Raw genomic sequence first — 18,028 nt, 5'->3', positions numbered from 1 at the left:
TGTCAGCCTTTCATCTTCAGCAGGAAGACCTGGCCGCGCTTGAAGATTTTGACGTAGTCCTTGCCTGCGTCTCCCGCGAGAAAATCCTCCATCGCCTGCAACGCCCCGTAAAGGCCCGGCGTGGCCGCTGCGTCCTCGCAGATGATGATGCCGCCCGGCGCGACAAGCGGCGAAACCTTGTTCAGCGCATCGAGCGTCGGCTCGAACATGTCCACATCGACATTGGCCACGGCGATGCGGCTCACCCCCGACGGCAGCGGGTCGGCGCAGATATTCGACGCGATGAGTTCAAACGGCACCGGCGTGCCGGACAAGGTCTCGCGAATATAGTCCATCGTCCGCGTAACCCCGTCCAGGGCATGCGTGCCGGCCCAGATGACGTCGGGGCTGTCGAAGGCCTCATCATAGTTGAACCCGTCGAATGTATCGAGCAGCCAGGCCTTGCGCGGCGGCAGGCTCGGGTCGGCTTTGCGCACTTCGTCGATATAATTGATCGCCGTCAGCGCCGATCCGCCGCGGAACACGCCGATCTCGACATAGTCGCCCTCGATCCGCCGCGTGATCGACAAGGCTTCGCAGATATTCTCATGCACGACGGGCGTCAGATGCGAAACGCGATCCCGCTTGGCCCAGGTCCGCGACATCGCATTATGCACCAGCCGCTCGGTGAAGCGATATTCGGTCTTTTCGAAGCTGAGATGGGGCACATATTTGCCGCCCGCCGCAGTGATGCGGCGCAGCGCCGGCAAGGCATCGCTGTCGCACAGGAAATAGATGTAGAAGATGCTGCCGGCGATCTGATCGTCGGTCAGCCCGTCCAGCGAGGAAATCACCGGGCCGAGGTCCTTGCGCACGGCATCGCTCACCGGCTGGTCGGTCAGCACATAGGGCGTGAGGCCGGCGAAGCGCTCCCGCGAAACCCTGGCGGCGCCCTCGAACAGCCGGCTCGTTTCGAAACGCCGGAAAATATCGCCCTCATAACCGGCCACCACCACCCGGTTGAGTTTGACGACCGTCTCGGCAACGGCAGGGGAATGGAGAAACTTCTTCGCAAGCGACTTCATGCTGGCCATGATTCTTCCTCGATGCTGACGAACGAAGCCCGGCCAGCAACCTCAGAATTTTCTTCCTTGGACCAGGCTTTCAGCGAGGATGACCGGCCTCCCGCGAAAATGCAAGGTGAGGCGGGAGCGCCGGCGGGACGGTCAACATATACCGCCGCTGCCGCCCGGGAACGGGACCGTGCAACGCCTCATCACTCTTCGCGGCGCGATTCAGGAAGCTCCTCTCGCCCGCTCCTCCGCCATCCGCGCGCGCCGCTTTTCCTTCTCGACGAAATGCAGCGCTTCGAGCTTCAGTCCATCCGGATCGCGGAAGAACACTGCATAATAGCCCTCGCCATAGCTCGGATACTCGGCCGGCGGATCGACGATCACGACCTCTTCCTTGAGCAGGAAACGGTAGAGCGCGTCCACTTCCGCCCGCCCGCCAAGCTCGAACGCATAATGATGATAGCCGATGCCGCCCTCATGATGCGGATGCCTGGCGCCCTCGGCGTCGGCCTGCGTAATCCAGAACATCGTCGCCCAGTTGTTCCAGCCGACCGTGCCGTTGAATTCCCATTCCTTCACGAAGCCCATGAAGGTCAGCAGCTTGTCGTAGAAACGTTTGGACCGGGTCAGGTCGCTGACCCGGATGGCGAGATGATCGATGCCGACGACGTGGACCATGAAGCCTGTCTCCCCTCCCGGCGCGCCCGAAGCAAGGCGGCCCAGACTGCACAACGCGCAACTCAGGAAAACGCCGCCACCAGTCGCACACTGTCCTACAGCCTCGTTTCATGGCATCGCCGCTGAAGGTAGCGATCTGTCCGCCCGCTCTTTGACCCCGTAAAAATCGAGAGAAATCCGTGCCTTATCCTGGCCCGGGAGCGACTTTTGCGCGGTCACCATGCGTCACACGAGGGAAGTTAGTGAAGATAAGGACCGGAAACCGCAGAAATACAGGACTTTCGCTTCCCCACCAAGAGGGCAATTTCGTGCAGGAACGGCGAGGAAAACGAAGTTAGCGCCGCCGGCGAAGATGAAAACGACCGCCGACTCGGCATGATGCGGGCAGCTCTGTTCCTGGCCGTTTCGCCCGGCCATCCACCCGCAAAGTTTCCCTACGCTACGCTAAAGCAAGCGTCGGTTGCGGGTTGATCCGGGGATACGCATCTAGCGCTCCATGGCGAACCACGAGTCCCCTATATCGGCCGCGACGCCGGGAACGGTCTATCTGGTCGGTGCGGGCCCGGGCGATCCGGACCTGCTGACGGTGCGCGCCGCTCGCCTCGTCGGGCAGGCGAGCCTGATCGTGCATGACGGCTTGGTCGATCCCGCCATTCTCGCGCTGGCCTCGCCGGACGCGGAACTCATCTCCGTCGCCAAGCAGCGCTCGCGCCACTCGATGAAGCAGGAAGCGATCAATTCGCTGCTCGTCGGCGAGGCATTGTCCGGCCGCGACGTCGTGCGCCTCAAGGGCGGCGACCCCTTCATCTTCGGCCGCGGCGGCGAGGAAATGGAAGCTTGCCGCGAGGCCGGCGTTCCGTGCGAGATCGTGCCAGGCATCAGCGCAGCGACCGGGGCCGGCGCGAGCGCGCAATTGCCGCTGACACACCGCGATCATGCCAGCATCGTCAGCTTCGTCGCGGGCCAGTGCAAGGGCCTCTCCGAGCAGAACTGGGCCGGCCTCGCCGGCGCCGGGCGCACGCTCGTCATCTATATGGGCCTCGCCACCGCGCACGACATTGCCGAGAAGCTGATGGCCGACGGTCTGTCGCCTGCCACGCCGGTCGCCGTGATCGAGAATGCCACCCGCACCGACCAGCGCGTGCTGCGCTCCCTGCTCGCCGATCTCGGCGACATGGTCGAGCGGAACGCCGTGCAGAGCCCCGGCCTCATCGTCGTGGGCGAGGTCGCCTCCCTCGCGCAGGCGATCGATTGCCTGCCCCAGCCCTCTCTCGCAGCCATCGGAGCGCAAAAGTAGATGAACATCCTGACGGGCAACGACCTCGCGACGGGCGACGTCATCTGGTGGACCGGCGAAGGCTGGTCGATCCATGTGGACGACGCCGTGGATGTGGGCGACAAGGGCGCCGAGATCGCGCAGGCGGAGACCGCCGCGCGCCGCGTCAACGAAGCCTATGTCGTCGATGCCGAGAAGGACGAGAATGGCGTGCGTCCAGCCCATATCAAGGAACGCATCCGCGCGCTCGGGCCGACCGTGCGCCTCGACCTCAGCCTGAAACCAGCCGACCCCACTGCGGGCAATTGGGTGATCTGACATGTATCAGTATGACAAATATGACCAGGCCATGGTCGATGCCCGCGTCGCCGAGTTTCGCGACCAGACCGAGCGCCGCCTTTCGGGTCAACTCAGCGAGGCGCAGTTCCGCCCGCTGCGGCTGATGAACGGCCTCTATCTCCAGCTGCATGCCTATATGCTGCGCGTGGCCGTGCCCTATGGCACGCTCTCGTCCAAGCAGATGAAGATGCTGGCCCACATCGCGCGCAAGTACGACCGCGACTACGGCCATTTCACGACGCGGCAGAACATCCAGTATAACTGGATCAAGCTCGCCGACGCGCCGGACATCCTCGCCGACCTCGCCTCGGTCGAGATGCACGCCATCCAGACCTCGGGCAATTGCATCCGCAATATCTCGTCCGACCAGTACGCTGGCGCCTCGGCCGAAGAGATCGCCGACCCGCGCCCGCTCTCCGAGCTGCTGCGCCAGTGGTCGAGCTTCCACCCGGAATTCACCTACCTGCCGCGCAAGTTCAAGATCGCCGTCATTGCCAGCGCGACCGACCGTGCGGCCATGCGCCTGCACGATATCGGCATCGAGCTGGTCAAGAAGGACGGTGAGATCGGCGCCCGCGTCTTCGTCGGCGGCGGCATGGGGCGTACCCCGATGATCGCGCCGGAAATCCGCGATTTCGTGCCGTTCAGCGAAGTCGTCTCCTATCTCGAGGCGTGCCTGCGCGTCTACAATCGCTACGGCCGCCGCGACAACAAGTACAAGGCCCGCATCAAGATCCTCGTCCACGAAATGGGTGCCGACGAATATCGTCGTCAGGTCGAGGAAGAGTTCGCGCACATGAAGACGCTCGGGCTCGATCCGCCGGTGGCGGAGCTGGAGCGGATCGCCGAACATTTCGCGCCGCCGCCCTACGAGACCGGCCTTTCCGACGAGATCGACCTCTCCGATCGCGACTTCGCGGCGTGGGTCGGCAGCCAGGTCGCCGCGCACAAGGCGCCCGGCTATGCGATCGTCAACATCAGCCTGAAGCCGATCGGCGGCATTCCGGGCGATGCTTCCTCCGCGCAAATCGACCTCATTGCCGATCTCGCCGCGAAGTACAGCTTCGACGAGCTGCGCGTGACCCATGCGCAGAACATCGTGCTAGCCCATGTGAAGAAGGCGGATCTCTACGCCCTCTGGAAGGCGCTGGAGGAAGCCGATCTCGGAACCGCCAATCTGGACCTGATCAGCGACATCATCGCCTGCCCCGGCCTCGATTATTGCAGCCTCGCCAATGCGCGCTCGATCCCGGTCGCGCAGAAGATCGCGCAGCGCTTCGCCGACATCGACCGTCAGAAGGAGCTGGGCGAACTCAAGCTCAAGATCAGCGGCTGCATCAATGCCTGCGGCCATCATCATGCCGGCAATATCGGCATTCTGGGCGTCGACCGGAAAGGCGTGGAGAATTACCAGCTCCTGCTCGGCGGATCGGGCGCGGAGGATGTGAGCCTCGGCCAGATCACCGGCCCGGGCTTCGATGAGAACGGCATCGTCGATGCCGTCGAGAAAGCGACCAATGTCTATCTCGCCAACCGCACGGAGGGCGAGCGCTTCGTCGATACCTTCCGGCGGATCGGCATGGCGCCTTTCAAGGAGGCCCTCTATGCTTGAGTTCTACTCTCTGCGTGACGGCGGCGACGCGGCCGAGCTTCCGGCGGTGACGCTCGAATCCTTCGCCGGCCAGAGCAACGCGACCGCCGTGCGCATCGAGCCGGGCGAGGATGCGCGCGAGCTGCTGCCGTTCCTCGACCGCGTCGCGCTCGTCGAAGTCAATTTCCCCGTGTTCGGCGACGGGCGCGGCTATTCGGCGGCGCGCATCCTGCGCGAGGCGGGCTATGCGGGCGAGCTGCGCGCCGTCGGCGATGTCGCGGTCGATCAGCTCAGCCATATGATGCGCTGCGGCTTCGACAGCTTCGCGCCGGACAAGCCGCTCGACCCGAAGCTGATCGAGGAAGCGTTCAGCCGCTTCCCCGGCCGCTATCAGAAGACGATCGATCCGCGTCCCGCGGTCTGGGCGCAGCGTCATGGCTGAAGCCGCCCGCATCGTCGACCGGATCGATGCCCGCCCGCGCTGGACGCAGGCGGAAGCGGACGCGCTTAATGCGCGTTTCGCGGGCGTCGATGCGGGCACGATGCTGAAGGCTCTGCTGGCCGAGGGCACGCTCGGCACCGTCGCGGTGGTCTCGTCCTTCGGGACCGAGAGCGCCGTGCTGCTGCATCTCGTGGCGCAGGCGGACCGCAATACGCCGATCATCTTCGTCGATACGCAGAAGATGTTCCCCGAGACGCTCGAATATCGCGACACGCTGATCGGCCATCTCGGCTTCACCGACAGCCGGACGATCACACCGCTACCCGAGGTTATCGCCAAGAAGGACGACAAGGGCCTGCGCTGGTCCTACGATCCGGACGGCTGCTGCGAAATCCGCAAGGTCGAGCCGCTGGCCCGCGCTAAGGACGGCCTCGACACCTGGATCAGCGGCCGCAAGGCCTTCCAGTCGGTCACGCGCCAGAACCTGCCGCGCTTCGAGATCGAGGACGGCCGCCTCAAAATCAATCCGCTCGGCGACTGGGACAAGGCCGCGCTCGATGCCTGGTTCGAGGCATATGACCTGCCTCGCCACCCGCTCGAAGCGCAGGGCTATCTCTCGATCGGCTGCGAGCCGTGCACCAGCAAGGTCCTCCCCGGCGAAGATCCGCGCGCGGGCCGCTGGCGCGGCTGGGACAAGGTCGAGTGCGGCATCCACACCGCCTCGACACCGCTGGCCGACCCGGACGATCCGGCCAATCAGCCGGTGTTCTGAGGGCGGCCGCTCAGCTTTAGTGCGGCGTTGCCGAATTTCACCGTTCGCCCTGAGCTTGTCGAAGGGTCGTCCTTCTTCTGTCTCACCCTCGGCCAAAAGAAGAGCAGCCCTTCGACAAGCTCAGGGCGAACGGTGTGGGGGTCGCGGACCTTTGCAGCGGGGAGGATAGCCTCTAAGGCAACGCCATGCCCGCCGCACCCGCCCCTTATGACGCAATCATCCTCGGCGCGGGCGCGGCGGGGATGATGTGCGCTGCGGTCGCGGGCCAGCGCGGGCGGCGCGTGCTGCTGCTCGATCATGCGGCCGAGCCGGGCAAGAAGATCCTCATTTCCGGCGGCGGCCGCTGCAACTTCACCAATGTCGATGCGGCCGCCGACCGCTTCCTCTCGCAGAACCCGCATTTCGCCAAGTCCGCGCTGAGCCGCTACACGCCGCACGACTTCCTCGCGATGGTCAAGCGCTACGGCATTGCCTGGCACGAGAAGACATTGGGCCAGCTCTTCTGCGACAGCTCCTCGCGCCAGATCGTGGCGATGCTGATCGAGGAATGCGCGAAGGGCGGCGTCGACATCGTCTGCGATGCCGCCATCAGCGAGGTCGCCCATGCCGACGGGCACTATCGCGTTACCACCGGCAATCTCACCGCGACCGCTCCTGCCCTTGTCATCGCGACCGGCGGGCCGTCGATCCCGAAAATGGGTGCGACCGGCTTCGCCTACGATCTCGCGCGCCAGTTCGGCCTCAAGATCGTGCAGCCCCGCCCTGCCCTCGTGCCGCTGACCCTCAGCACCGAAGAAGCTCTCTTCAAGGAACTGTCCGGCGTCTCGGCCAATGTCATCGCGCGCTGCGGCAAGACGGCGTTTCGCGAGGCGGCCCTGTTCACGCATCGCGGCCTGTCCGGCCCGGCCATCCTGCAAATCTCGTCCTACTGGCAGCGCGGCGACCAGATCGGCATCGATTATCTGCCCGACCATGCGGAGGGCTGGCTGATCGATGCCAAGCGCGCGCAACCCCGCACGACCCTGCGCCGCCTGCTGCGCCATGCCCTGCCCGAGCGCCTCGCCGATACGCTCTGCGACAAGATCGGCGCGGACGGCGATCTCGGCAATCTCCCCGACCGCACGCTCGCCGCCGCGCAGGCGCGCCTCGCCGACTGGCGCTTCACACCCAATGGCAGCGAGGGCTTCGCCAAGGCGGAAGTTACCGCCGGCGGCATCAGCACCGCCGAGCTCTCTTCGAGGACGATGGAAGCCCGGCGCACACCCGGCCTCTATGCAATCGGCGAAGCAGTCGATGTGACCGGCTGGCTCGGCGGCTATAATTTCCAATGGGCCTGGGCAAGCGGCTGGGTCGCGGCGCAGCAGCTTTGACACGCCGGGCGCGGCGCGCCTCAAATCGCTGGACAGTAGCAAAAGGCAATCTAGGTTTTGCGCCAACACGCCTTTGATGGAGTTCCCCGACATGGATCGTCGCGACTTTCTGCTGAGCACGGCCGCCACCACGCTCGCTGCCCTCTCCACCCGCGCGCTCGGGCAGGCCGCGCCGGCCAGTGACACGACGCCGGAACTCAACGCTGCTTTCGACCAGCTCTTCAACATGATGATCGACAATTCGCCGGAGAGCGCGACCGCGCTCGGCCTCGACAAGGGGCCGCGCGCCGCGATGAAGGGCAAGCTGGACGACAACAGCCTCGCTGCGGTGAAGGACGATTTCGATCTGGCCAAAAAGTCGATGGCCATACTCGACGGCTTCAAGGGCAGGACGCTGACCGACAAGGATCAGCTCAATCTGGCCTGCATCCGCTACACGGTCGAGCGCAGCTTCGTCGCGCCGGGCAAATACGACCTCTCCTCGATCGCGCGGCCCTATCGCATCTTCCAGCAGGGCGGCGCCTATTTCGAGCAGCCCGATTTCCTGAGCAGCGCGCACACGATTGCGACCAAGGAAGATTGCGACGCCTATCTCTCCCGCCTCGACGCCTTCGCGACCCAGCTCGACAATGACAGCGACGTGCAGCGGGCTTATGCCGCGCGCGGCTATCTCGCGCCCGCCTGGTCGCTCGACCTGACGCTCGGCCAGATGAAGACCCTGCGCGATCAGCCCGCGGCCACCTCTTCCATGGCCAAGTCGCTCGCCGATCGCGCCAAGGCTGCGAACATCGATGGGGACTGGGCGGCGCAGGCGGGTAAGATCATCGACGAGAAGATCTATCCCGCGCTCGACAAGCAGATGGCGCTCATCACCGAGCTGAAGCGGACCACCCGCGTCGGCGACGGCGTGTGGCGCGTGCCGAAGGGCGACGAGCTTTATGCCGATGCGCTGGCTCTCTCGACCACGACCAGCATGACGCAGGACGAGGTCCACAAAATGGGCCTCGATCAGGTCAAGGAGATCAGCGCCGAGCTGGACGGCATCCTCAAGGCCAATGGCCTGACGCAAGGCTCGGTCGGCGCCCGCCTGACCGCGCTCAACACCCGGCCGGACCAGCTCTATCCCAACACCGCCGAGGGCCGCGCCGCACTGCTCAAGAGCCTCAACGCGGATTATCTCAAGTGCAAGGCGCTGCTGCCCAAGATGTTCAACAATCCGAGCAACGCGCCGCTCGAGATCCGCGCCGTGCCGGTCGAGATCCAGGACGGCGCCTCCAACGGCTATTATCGCCGCGCCGCGCTCGATGGCTCGCGCCCGGCCATCTACTTCATCAATCTCAAGGAAGTGGCCGACTGGCCCAAATATGGCCTCCCCGCGCTCACCTATCATGAGGGCGTGCCGGGCCATCATCTCCAGATCTCGACCATGCAGGAAGCGGGCACCTTGCCGATCCTGCGCCGGGTCGGCGGCTACAGCGCCTATAGCGAAGGCTGGGCGCTCTATGCCGAGGAAGTCGCCAGCGAACTCGGCGCCTATGCGACGCCGCTGGAGCGCGCGGGCTATCTCCAGTCCTTCCTGTTCCGCGCCGCCCGCCTTGCCGTCGACACCGGCCTTCATGCCCGCAAATGGACCCGCGAGCAGGCAACCAACTATATGGTCGAGGTGACCGGCTTCGCCCAGCCGCGCTGCCTGCGCGAGGTCGAGCGCTATTGCACCCAGCCCGGTCAGGCGACGAGCTACAAGGTCGGCCACGCCGCCTGGACCCGCGCCCGCGCCAAGGCGCAGAAGACGCTCGGCAGCAAGTTCGATCTCAAGACCTTCCATGAAGTGCTGAAGGACGGCGCCATGCCGCTCACCATTCTGGAGCAGCGTATCGAGGCCCGGACGGCGGCGGCGATGAAGGGCTGAGCGCGCTGCCAGCGCGTCAGGGAAACGGCCGCCTTCGGGTGGGGCGAAGGCGGCCGTCCCCCGATCGCCGCGCGGGCGAACGACCATGCACATGCGCGGCGCATCGTCGCCGGCATGAAACCATCAAACCGGCAAGCGATCAGCGCCGCTCACCTGGAATTGGGAATTCCCTCCGCTTGCGAGTGTGCGGAATATCGCTGTATTGTGAAATACTTAGCGCGCCGGATCGGTATCTGCACGAGACAGGCCGTGCGGCCGTTCGGTGGCCCCGTCAGTCGTCGTCATTCCCGAACCGGTCGTCGGCCAGATCGGTGAACTTGGTGATCTTGGAGTCGAAGAACAGCCGCACCTTGCCGGTCGCGCCGTGGCGCTGCTTGGCGACGATCAGCTCGGAATGGCCCTTGATGCGGTCCATCTTCTCGGCCCACTGCGCATAGGCGGCCGGGTCCTGCTCGATGTTCGGCTCCTTGCTCATCTCGTAATAGTCCTCGCGATAGAGGAACCAGACCATGTCGGCGTCCTGCTCGATCGAGCCGGATTCGCGAAGGTCCGAGAGCTGCGGCCTTTTGTCCTCGCGGCTTTCGACCGCGCGGCTGAGCTGGGAAAGCGCAATCACCGGCACCTGCAACTCCTTGGCCAGCGTCTTGAGGCCGCGACTGATCTCCGAGATTTCATTGACGCGGTTGTCACCCGTCTTGCCGGAGCCCTGGAGCAGCTGGAGATAGTCGACCACGATCATGCCGATGTCATGCCGCCGCTTCAGCCGCCGCGCGCGCGTACGCATCGCCGCGATGGTGAGGCCCGCCGTATCGTCGATATAGAGCGGCAGGTCCTGCAACTCGCGCGAGGCGCGGACGAGATTCTGGAAGTCGGCATGGCTGATCTTGCCCATGCGCAGCGCCTCGCCGCTGATGCCCGACTGCTCGGCAAGGATACGGGTGGCGAGCTGGTCGGCCGACATTTCGAGGTTGAAGATCGCGACCGGCGCGCCGATCGACTTGGCCGGATCGATCCCGTCCGCCCTGTCGCGCACCCAACGGCGCGCGGCATTATAGGCGATGTTGGTCGCCAGCGAGCTCTTGCCCATGCCAGGACGCCCGGCGACGATGATGAGGTCGGAAGGGTGCAGGCCGCCGGTGCGGCTGTTGAGCCCGTCGAGGCCCGTGGTGATGCCCGAGACATGGCCGCCCGAGTTCAGCGCCTTCTCCGCCATCTCGACCGCGAGCCGCGTCGCATGAGCGAAGGTCTTCATGCTGCCCGTGTCGCCGCCGGATTCGGCGACGGCATAGAGCGCCATTTCGGCCTGCTCGATCTGGCCCTTGGGATCGATCGATTCGGACGTGTCGAGCGCCTTGTCGACGAGGTCGCGGCCGACACCGATCAACTCGCGCAGCAGCGCCAGATCGTAGATCTGGCGGGCGAAGTCGCGCGCGCCAATCACGGCCGCGCCGCTGCCGGTCATCTGCGCCAGATAGCCCGGCCCGCCCAGCTCCTTGAGCGCCGGATCGGCTTCCATCAACGGCTTGAGCGTCACCGGATTGGCGACCATGTTGCGATCGACCAGCTTGAGGATCGCGTCGTAGATGCGGCCGTGCAGCGGTTCGAAGAAATGCAGGGGCTTGAGCTCCATCTGCACATCCTCGACGATGCGATTATCGACCATAAGCGCGCCCAGCAGCGCTGCTTCCGCCTCGACATTGCGCGGCAGGCGGACTTCGGGGCCGGTGTCGGGCACCAGCGTGAGAGGGGTCGGATCGGCCATGGGTGGAACACAATCGGCTTTCCGGACTCGCCGCGCAAGAGTCGTTCGGTGAAATGTCTGTTGGCTAAGCTGGGGATAAGATCGGGGACATCTATTAAGCCCCTCCTCTTCAGAGAAGGGGAGAAATATCGTCGTGCCTTGCCCCCCTCCCCGCGCCAGCCTAGGGAAGCAGCGGATGGCCGACCCCCGCATCATCGATATCGTCCTCGACGAAAAGACGATCCTGTGGCGCAACGCGGACGTCGAGCAGGAGCGGCGCATCGCCATTTTCGATCTGCTCGAGGAAAACAGCTTCAGCCCCGTGCGCAGTGCTGCGGACGGGCATGACGGCCCCTATAAGGTGTTCCTGCGCGTGGCCGACGGGCGGCTGGTGATCGAGATCCGCCACGCCGACGATGCGCCGCTGGAAGCCGTCATTCTCGGCCTCGCCAGCTTCAAGCGCGCCATTCGCGACTATTTCGCGATCTTCGAGAGCTATCAGCGCGCCATTCGCGACGCGACGCCGCAGCAGATCGAGACGGTCGACATGGCCCGGCGCGCCATCCACAACGAAGCGGCGGAGCTTCTGATGGGCCGCCTGGCGGGCAAGATCGAGGTCGATTTCGACACGGCCCGGCGCCTCTTCACGCTCATTTGCGTGCTGCACATTCGCGGCTGAGGACCACGATGGCTTCCCGCCCCGCCCGCCGCCGCATCAAGCTCACACCGTTGCGTATCCTGATCGCGACCGTGCTGATCGGCGCGCTGATCCTCGGCGCGCTTGCCTGGTTCGCGCGGAGCTGGACGCCGTCGCGCAGCCGCTTCGCCGTGCAGGGCATGACGCTCGATGCCGGCGCCGGCGAGATCAACTGGCGCATGGCCCGCGCATCGGGCGCGGACTTCGTCTATCTGCTCGCGACTAGCGGCGCGGAAGCGCGCGACCCGGCCTTTGACGACTATCTTGCCGGCGCAAAGGGCATCGGCCTTCGCTATGGCGCAGTCCATCGCTTCACCCTCTGCAGCCCGGCGTCCGAGCAGGCGACCCGCTTCATCGCCACGGTGCCGCGCGATGCCGCCATGCTGCCGCCGGTGGTGCAGCTCGATTTCCGGCCCGAATGCGGCAAGCGGCCGAATCGCGACACGTTGCTCGCCGAGCTCAACACCTTCCTCAACCAGATCGAGACTCACGCGGCCAAGCCCGCCCTCATCCGCGTCAGCCATGCGTTCGAGGCGCAATATGACGTCGCCAGCGGCATCAACCGCACGCTCTGGCTGGAAGGCGAATTCTTCCCGCCCGATTATGCCACGCGCCCCTGGGTGATGTGGACGGCCTCGACATGGAAGCGCGTGGACGGCATTGATGGGCCGATCGAGTGGGATGTGGTGCGACCATGAGCGACTTGACCGATGACGAGCAGCAACTGATCGCGGCAGCGCGCGGCGCGATCGCCAATGCCCATGCGCCATACAGCAACTTCGCGGTCGGCGCGGCGCTGCGCATGACCGACGGGTCGATCCTGACGGGCAGCAATTTCGAGAATGCGAGCTACGGCCTCTCGCTCTGCGCCGAGACGGTCGCGATCGCCGCCGCCAACGCGCAGGGCCGCCTGCGCGACATCGCCGCCATCGCCGTCACCGGCGGGCCGATGGGCGCGGCCAGCAGCGACGTCATCACGCCCTGCGGCCGCTGCCGCCAGATCATCAAGGAAGCGCAGGACATGGCCGGGCGCGACCTGACCATCCTCTGCGCCGCGCCCGTGGGCGAGGCAGTCAGGCGCTTCGATCTCGACTTTCTGTTGCCCGAGGCATTCGGGCCGGCCAATCTCGGCATCGGATGAGCGGCGATGCGCTCGCCGATGCGAATTTCGGTGGTCGGCACCTCCGGCTCGGGCAAGTCGACCCTGGCGCGGCGGCTCGGCACAGCGCTCGACCTGCCGGTGATCGAACTCGACGCGATCAATTGGCAGCCCGGCTGGCGCGATCTCAACGAGCAGGAGCCCGAGACCTTCTCCGCCCGCGTGGCCGATGCAATCGCCGGCGAGCAGTGGGTCACCGACGGCAATTATGCGCGCGTGCGGCCGATGATCATGGACCGCATCACGCATTTCGTCTGGCTGGACTATGCGCGAACGCTGGTCATGTGGCGCGTCGTCCTCCGCTCGTTCGATCGCGCGATCTCGGGCCGCGAGCTATGGCCCGGCACCGGCAATACCGAGGGCTTCTCGCGCTGGCTGGACCCCGGCCACCCCGTTCGCTGGGCATGGTCCACCCACAAAAGGCGCCGCACGCAATATGGCGAGATGATGCGCGCCCTCCCGCCCGGCATCACCCGCCACCATCTGCGTCACCCCGCCGAGGCGGAAGCGCTGATCGCGCGCCTCGCCTTGGGTGAACCATCTGGCCTTCCCCGCGCCGAGCCACTAGCAAGCTGACCATGGCAATACTCTCCGACAAATGGATTCGCACCCAGGCACAGCAGACGGGCATGATCGAGCCCTTCGTGGAGAGCCAGCGGCGCGAGGGTTGCATCAGCTACGGCCTCTCCTCCTATGGCTATGACGCGCGCGTCGCCGACGAGTTCAAGATCTTCACCAATGTCGATAGCGCCGTGGTCGATCCCAAGGATTTCGCCGCGAACAGCTTTGTCGATCGCAAGACCGACGTGTGCATCATCCCGCCCAACAGCTTCGCCTTGGCCCGCACGGTCGAGTATTTCCGCATTCCCCGTGACGTCCTCGTGATCTGCCTCGGCAAGTCGACCTATGCGCGCTGCGGCATCATCGTGAACGTGACGCCGCTCGAGCCGGGCTGGGAAGGCCATGTCACGCTGGAATTTTCGAACACGACGCCGCTTCCGGCCAAGATTTACGCCAATGAAGGCGCCTGCCAGTTCCTGTTCCTCGAAGGCAACGAGCCCTGCGAGACGAGTTATGCGGACCGGGCCGGCAAATATATGGGCCAGCTGGGCGTCACGCTCCCGAAGCTCTGACCAGAGGCAACACTTTCTTCGCACTTGCAACGATAAGGCTGGCTCTTATGCGCCGCCTCGTCTTATACTGATCTGACCATGTTCGGCCTCTTCAAATCGAAGTCCGCTCCGGACCTTCTGGTCGATCCGCCCGACCTCGGCGAGGGACGCCGTGTCTATGCCATCGGCGACATTCACGGCCGTCTCGACCTTCTGACCGAGCTCATCGACAAGATCGCCGACGACGATCTCGCGCGCGGCCCCGTCGGCGCGACGCAGCTGGTGATGCTCGGCGATTTCGTCGATCGCGGGCCGGACAGTGCGGGCGTGCTCGATTTCGTGATGCAGCTGCGCGAATGGTGGCCGGACGTCACCTGCCTGCAGGGCAATCATGAGGAAGTCTTTCTCATGGCGGCGCGCGGCGACGAGAGCGCGTTGCGCTTCATGACGCGGATCGGCGGGCGCGAGACGCTGCTGAGCTACGGCGCCACCGAGAACGATCTCGACCAGATGACACTCGGCCAGTTGCGCGACTGGCTGATGACCGCCGTGCCCGAGCGGCATCTGCAATTCATGGAAAGCATGGAAGAGAAGGTGCTGATCGGCAATTATGCCTTCGTCCATGCCGGCATCCGCCCGCAGGTGCCGATGGACGAACAGGAAAGCCGCGATCTGCGCTGGATCCGCGATGAGTTTCTGAACTTCGACGCGCCGCATCAATATTTCGTCGTCCATGGCCATTCGATCACCAGCGGCGTCGAACAACGCGGCAATCGCATGGGCATCGATACCGGCGCCTATGTTTCCGGGGTGCTTACCGCCGTGGGCCTCGAAGGCACCGAGCAATGGTTCCTGAGCACCTCGGCTTATGCGGGTTAAGCGGCCGATGCGACACAGCTGGCTCCTCGCGACGGCGCTGATCGCCGCGCCACTCTTCGCGCAGACCGCCACGCCCGATCCCGCGCGACTGAAGGCAGACGTGGAAACGCTTGTCTCTTTCGGCACGCGCCACAGCCTGTCCTCCGCGACCGATCCCAGGCGCGGCATCGGCGCCGCACGGCGCTGGGCGGCCGGTGAGTTCGCCCGCATCGGCAAGGCCTGCGGCGATTGCCTGACCGTCGAGACGATCGGCGACCAGTTCACCGGCCCGCGCGCACCCGCGGGCGTCCGCATCGAGGATGTGCTGGCGATCCAGCCCGGCAGCGACGGCTGGGACAATGTGATCATCGTCGCGGCACATATCGACAGCCGCGTCACCGACGTCATGAATGCCACCGCCGACGCACCCGGCGCCAATGACGACGCATCGGGCTGCGCGCTCGTGATCGAGGCGGCGCGGCTGCTCAGCAAGGACAAGCACCGCGCGACTATCGTCTATGCCTTGCTCTCCGGCGAGGAACAGGGCCTGTGGGGCGGCGAACTGCTCGCCCGCACCGCCAAAGCGCGCGGCTGGCATGTGACTGCGATGCTCAACAACGATATCGTCGGCAACACGGTCGGTACGGACGGCCGCATCGTCGCCGATCGCGTCCGCGTCTTTTCCGAGGGCATCCGCACCAGCGAGGACCTCGCCACCGCGCAGATCCGCCGTGGTTCGGGCGGCGAGGATGACGGCCCCAGCCGCGCGCTCATGCGCTATGTGCAGGGCGTGAGCCAGAGCGGCGTTGGCCAGGGCGGCCTCGCAGTCATGGCGGTGCGGCGCCCCGATCGCTTCCAGCGCGGCGGCGATCACCAGCCATCGCTCGCGCTCGGCTATCCCGCCGTGCGCTTCTCGGTCGGCGTCGAGAATTACCGCCATCAGCATCAGGACCTGCGCACCGAGGCGGGCGTCGTCTATGGCGATACGGTCGACCGGATGGACTTCCCCTATCTCGCCCGCGTGACCGCGCTCAACGTCGCGACGATGCGCGCCCTCGCCGCCGCGCCGACCGCGCCGGCCAGCGCCAGCCTCGCCGGCGCGCTCTCGTCCGACACGACGGTCACCTGGACTCCGGTCAAGGGCGCCGCCGGCTACCGCATCTACACCCGCCCCGCCGACAGCCGCGACTGGATCGCCGGTCCGCGCGTCAGCGCGGACGCGACCAGCCACGTCCTCAAGGGCCTTATCGTCGACGATAATTTCGTCGGCGTCGCCGCCATCGGCGGCGATGGCAGGGAAGGCGCCGCCGAGAGCATCATCACCTTCGCGGGATTGCCACCCAGGCAGTGAAGGCGTTCATGCCTCCGCCACGGTGAAAGGCGTCACACCGTGGCCCGGCTGGCAGGCCGGATGATCGCCGATCTCGGCCGCCGCGCTCGTTCATGGCGACGCATGGCCACCCATTGTCAAAGACCGTGACAATTGGTCGGTAACGGTTCGACAGCGAATTTCTGCGACACTCATCTGCTCAGCCGTCGCGCATTGCGGCGCGCATCGGTTGTTCAGGGATGGAAATTGCAGGATGAGCCTCTTGAGGAAGATCGATCGGGTACCGCAAAACAGGCCCGTCTCAGTCTCGTCCCGTAGCGTCTTTCTCATCGAGGATTCCATTGCGGTCGGCATGCTGCTCAAGAACAGCATGGAAGCGGAAGGGGCGATCGACGTGGTCTGGTACAAGACCTATGCCGATGCCGCCCTCGCGCTCGCCGAGCAGCGTCCGGTTGTTGCCGTGACCGGCCTCAATCTGCCGGACGCGCCCCATGGCGAAATCCTCGATCTGCTTTCGGATCTGGATGTGCCGACAATCCTGTTTACCGCGACACTCAACCGAAAGGTTCGTGCGCGGTTCGCCACGCCCAACATTGTCGACTATTTCGTCAAGGATGCGAAGGACGCCTTCGACAATGTCGCGAAAGCCGTCTTCCGGCTCACGGACGAGACCGCGCCCCCAATTCTGGTGGTCGATGATTCGCGGACCGCTCGCGCCACGCTGGTCACGCTGCTCCGGCAGCAGAGCTACCGCGTCCTGGAGGCCGAGTCCGGCACGGGCGCGCTCGAAATATTGGCCGGACATCCGGAGATCGAACTCGTCGTCACCGATTTTCACATGCCGGACATGGACGGGCATGAGCTCACGCGCCGCATCCGCGCCCAATATGCCGGTGACCGGCTGCGGGTGATCGGCATTTCCACTTCGTCCGACCCGTTTCTCTCGGCCTCGTTCCTGAAGGCCGGCGCGTCCGATTTCATCTATCGGCCCTTCATCGCGGAAGAAGTCAAATACCGCATCGAAAGCAACATCGAGACGCTCAAGCAGATCAAGACGCTGCGCTTCCTGGCGGAACGGGATCCGCTGACCGGGCTCTACAACCGCCGCGCCTTTTTCGAGGGCGCCCGAAGCGCGATCGAGACGATGAAGGAGCAAAGACAGGAGGGATCGATCGCGATCCTCGACATCGACCATTTCAAGAAGGTCAACGACACTTACGGTCATGATACCGGCGACACGGTCATCAGGCTGGTCGCGGAGGTCATCGACGAGCTGAACGGCGCCGGCGATGCAATCACGGCGCGCTTCGGCGGCGAGGAATTCGTGATGTTCTGGCCGAACATGAAAGCCGAAGCGGTCAAGGCGCGATGCGAGCAGATTCGCGAAGCCATCGCCGATCTGATGATCCCGACGACCGGGGCAGTGCTCAGCGTCACGGTCTCGATTGGCGCCGCCATCTTCCAGCACACGGAAGGCATGGACAATAATCTGAACGCGGCGGATCAGATGCTGTATATGGCGAAGAACCAGGGACGAAACCGCGTCATCTACGACGCGATGTTTTACTGAGCCCTGGAAACGGGCGCCGGCAGCGATCTCGCCGACCCGCAGCCAACGCCAGCCTCGCCGGCGCACTCTCTTCGGGCACCTCGTAACCTGGACCCCGTCGAGGGCGCAGACGCTACCAGTCATGTGCTCAAG

The 18,028-nt window shown here is 65.1% G+C and carries 18 protein-coding genes; 15 read left to right on the top strand and 3 right to left on the bottom strand.

Translation table 11 applies throughout. The features are described 5' to 3' along the window. Positions 1 to 2 precede the first annotated feature (2 nt). Positions 3 to 1,073, bottom strand: a complete 1,071-nt coding sequence (locus KM135_RS00765; protein WP_221711994.1) for a TylF/MycF family methyltransferase — start codon at positions 1,071 to 1,073, stop codon at positions 3 to 5. A gap of 201 nt (positions 1,074 to 1,274) precedes the next feature. Beyond that, positions 1,275 to 1,730, bottom strand: a complete 456-nt coding sequence (locus tag KM135_RS00760; protein WP_221711993.1) for a VOC family protein — start codon at positions 1,728 to 1,730, stop codon at positions 1,275 to 1,277. Positions 1,731 to 2,226: 496 nt separating this feature from the next. Here KM135_RS00760 and cobA point away from each other — a divergent pair, with 496 nt between their 5' ends. From cobA to KM135_RS00725, 7 genes are all read left to right on the top strand, one after another. Further along, complete coding sequence (gene cobA / locus KM135_RS00755) at positions 2,227 to 3,027, top strand: uroporphyrinogen-III C-methyltransferase (RefSeq protein WP_221711992.1); 801 nt, start codon at positions 2,227 to 2,229, stop codon at positions 3,025 to 3,027. Next, entirely contained in the window at positions 3,028 to 3,324 is a 297-nt protein-coding gene (locus KM135_RS00750; RefSeq protein WP_221711991.1) for a DUF2849 domain-containing protein, read from the top strand. Between the two features lies 1 nt (position 3,325). Then, positions 3,326 to 4,957, top strand: coding sequence for a nitrite/sulfite reductase (locus KM135_RS00745; protein WP_221711990.1), 1,632 nt, complete (start codon positions 3,326 to 3,328; stop codon positions 4,955 to 4,957). Continuing rightward, entirely contained in the window at positions 4,950 to 5,378 is a 429-nt protein-coding gene (locus tag KM135_RS00740) for a DUF934 domain-containing protein (protein ID WP_221711989.1), read from the top strand. The genes KM135_RS00745 and KM135_RS00740 overlap by 8 nt, the downstream gene beginning before the upstream one ends. Beyond that, positions 5,371 to 6,150: a phosphoadenylyl-sulfate reductase gene (locus tag KM135_RS00735; protein ID WP_221711988.1), complete on the top strand. Its 780-nt coding sequence runs from the start codon at positions 5,371 to 5,373 to the stop codon at positions 6,148 to 6,150. Before KM135_RS00740 ends, KM135_RS00735 begins: the two co-directional genes overlap by 8 nt. A gap of 185 nt (positions 6,151 to 6,335) precedes the next feature. Next, entirely contained in the window at positions 6,336 to 7,520 is a 1,185-nt protein-coding gene (locus KM135_RS00730) for a BaiN/RdsA family NAD(P)/FAD-dependent oxidoreductase (protein ID WP_221711987.1), read from the top strand. Between the two features lie 91 nt (positions 7,521 to 7,611). Beyond that, complete coding sequence (locus KM135_RS00725) at positions 7,612 to 9,429, top strand: DUF885 domain-containing protein (protein WP_221711986.1); 1,818 nt, start codon at positions 7,612 to 7,614, stop codon at positions 9,427 to 9,429. A 271-nt stretch (positions 9,430 to 9,700) separates the two neighbouring features. Here KM135_RS00725 and KM135_RS00720 read toward each other — a convergent pair whose 3' ends face one another. After that, complete coding sequence (locus KM135_RS00720; RefSeq protein ID WP_221711985.1) at positions 9,701 to 11,191, bottom strand: replicative DNA helicase; 1,491 nt, start codon at positions 11,189 to 11,191, stop codon at positions 9,701 to 9,703. Positions 11,192 to 11,366: 175 nt separating this feature from the next. On the opposite strand from KM135_RS00720, the gene KM135_RS00715 reads away from it, so the two are divergent. From KM135_RS00715 to KM135_RS00680, 8 genes are all read left to right on the top strand, one after another. Continuing rightward, positions 11,367 to 11,849, top strand: coding sequence for a UPF0262 family protein (locus tag KM135_RS00715; protein ID WP_221711984.1), 483 nt, complete (start codon positions 11,367 to 11,369; stop codon positions 11,847 to 11,849). Positions 11,850 to 11,857: 8 nt separating this feature from the next. Then, on the top strand, positions 11,858 to 12,565 hold the full coding sequence (locus tag KM135_RS00710; protein WP_221711983.1) for a GH25 family lysozyme: 708 nt from the start codon (positions 11,858 to 11,860) through the stop codon (positions 12,563 to 12,565). Further along, positions 12,562 to 13,008, top strand: coding sequence for a cytidine deaminase (gene cdd, locus KM135_RS00705; RefSeq protein ID WP_221711982.1), 447 nt, complete (start codon positions 12,562 to 12,564; stop codon positions 13,006 to 13,008). Before KM135_RS00710 ends, cdd begins: the two co-directional genes overlap by 4 nt. Before the next feature lie 6 nt (positions 13,009 to 13,014). After that, on the top strand, positions 13,015 to 13,602 hold the full coding sequence (locus tag KM135_RS00700) for a P-loop NTPase family protein (RefSeq protein WP_221711981.1): 588 nt from the start codon (positions 13,015 to 13,017) through the stop codon (positions 13,600 to 13,602). A gap of 2 nt (positions 13,603 to 13,604) precedes the next feature. Further along, positions 13,605 to 14,159, top strand: a complete 555-nt coding sequence (gene dcd, locus KM135_RS00695; RefSeq protein ID WP_221711980.1) for a dCTP deaminase — start codon at positions 13,605 to 13,607, stop codon at positions 14,157 to 14,159. 78 nt (positions 14,160 to 14,237) lie between these two features. After that, a complete protein-coding gene (locus KM135_RS00690; protein WP_221711979.1) occupies positions 14,238 to 15,017 on the top strand; it encodes a metallophosphoesterase family protein in 780 nt (259 codons plus the stop codon). After that, positions 15,007 to 16,347 (top strand): M28 family metallopeptidase, encoded by a 1,341-nt coding sequence (locus tag KM135_RS00685; RefSeq protein ID WP_246605644.1) that lies wholly within the window; start codon positions 15,007 to 15,009, stop codon positions 16,345 to 16,347. The genes KM135_RS00690 and KM135_RS00685 overlap by 11 nt, the downstream gene beginning before the upstream one ends. 232 nt (positions 16,348 to 16,579) lie before the next feature. Next, positions 16,580 to 17,896 (top strand): GGDEF domain-containing response regulator, encoded by a 1,317-nt coding sequence (locus KM135_RS00680; RefSeq protein WP_221711978.1) that lies wholly within the window; start codon positions 16,580 to 16,582, stop codon positions 17,894 to 17,896. The last annotated feature ends 132 nt before the right edge of the window (positions 17,897 to 18,028 follow it).

Origin of the sequence: Sphingobium xanthum (assembly GCF_019737615.1) — a bacterium.
Taxonomy (GTDB): Bacteria; Pseudomonadota; Alphaproteobacteria; order Sphingomonadales; family Sphingomonadaceae; genus Sphingobium; species Sphingobium xanthum.
Note: the sequence above shows the minus strand (reverse complement) of the source record. Positions and strands in the feature narration are given on the sequence as shown.

Coding starts and splice junctions, on each gene's coding strand:
- KM135_RS00715 (WP_221711984.1), top strand. CDS start 11,367: ATGGCCGACCCCCGCATCATCGATATCGTCCTCGACGAAAAGACGATC.
- KM135_RS00680 (WP_221711978.1), top strand. CDS start 16,580: ATGAGCCTCTTGAGGAAGATCGATCGGGTACCGCAAAACAGGCCCGTC.
- KM135_RS00750 (WP_221711991.1), top strand. CDS start 3,028: ATGAACATCCTGACGGGCAACGACCTCGCGACGGGCGACGTCATCTGG.
- KM135_RS00745 (WP_221711990.1), top strand. CDS start 3,326: ATGTATCAGTATGACAAATATGACCAGGCCATGGTCGATGCCCGCGTC.
- KM135_RS00760 (WP_221711993.1), bottom strand. CDS start 1,730: ATGGTCCACGTCGTCGGCATCGATCATCTCGCCATCCGGGTCAGCGAC.
- KM135_RS00740 (WP_221711989.1), top strand. CDS start 4,950: ATGCTTGAGTTCTACTCTCTGCGTGACGGCGGCGACGCGGCCGAGCTT.
- KM135_RS00690 (WP_221711979.1), top strand. CDS start 14,238: ATGTTCGGCCTCTTCAAATCGAAGTCCGCTCCGGACCTTCTGGTCGAT.
- KM135_RS00710 (WP_221711983.1), top strand. CDS start 11,858: ATGGCTTCCCGCCCCGCCCGCCGCCGCATCAAGCTCACACCGTTGCGT.
- KM135_RS00685 (WP_246605644.1), top strand. CDS start 15,007: ATGCGGGTTAAGCGGCCGATGCGACACAGCTGGCTCCTCGCGACGGCG.
- cobA (WP_221711992.1), top strand. CDS start 2,227: ATGGCGAACCACGAGTCCCCTATATCGGCCGCGACGCCGGGAACGGTC.
- KM135_RS00700 (WP_221711981.1), top strand. CDS start 13,015: ATGCGCTCGCCGATGCGAATTTCGGTGGTCGGCACCTCCGGCTCGGGC.
- KM135_RS00765 (WP_221711994.1), bottom strand. CDS start 1,073: ATGGCCAGCATGAAGTCGCTTGCGAAGAAGTTTCTCCATTCCCCTGCC.
- KM135_RS00735 (WP_221711988.1), top strand. CDS start 5,371: ATGGCTGAAGCCGCCCGCATCGTCGACCGGATCGATGCCCGCCCGCGC.
- KM135_RS00720 (WP_221711985.1), bottom strand. CDS start 11,191: ATGGCCGATCCGACCCCTCTCACGCTGGTGCCCGACACCGGCCCCGAA.
- KM135_RS00730 (WP_221711987.1), top strand. CDS start 6,336: ATGCCCGCCGCACCCGCCCCTTATGACGCAATCATCCTCGGCGCGGGC.
- dcd (WP_221711980.1), top strand. CDS start 13,605: ATGGCAATACTCTCCGACAAATGGATTCGCACCCAGGCACAGCAGACG.
- cdd (WP_221711982.1), top strand. CDS start 12,562: ATGAGCGACTTGACCGATGACGAGCAGCAACTGATCGCGGCAGCGCGC.
- KM135_RS00725 (WP_221711986.1), top strand. CDS start 7,612: ATGGATCGTCGCGACTTTCTGCTGAGCACGGCCGCCACCACGCTCGCT.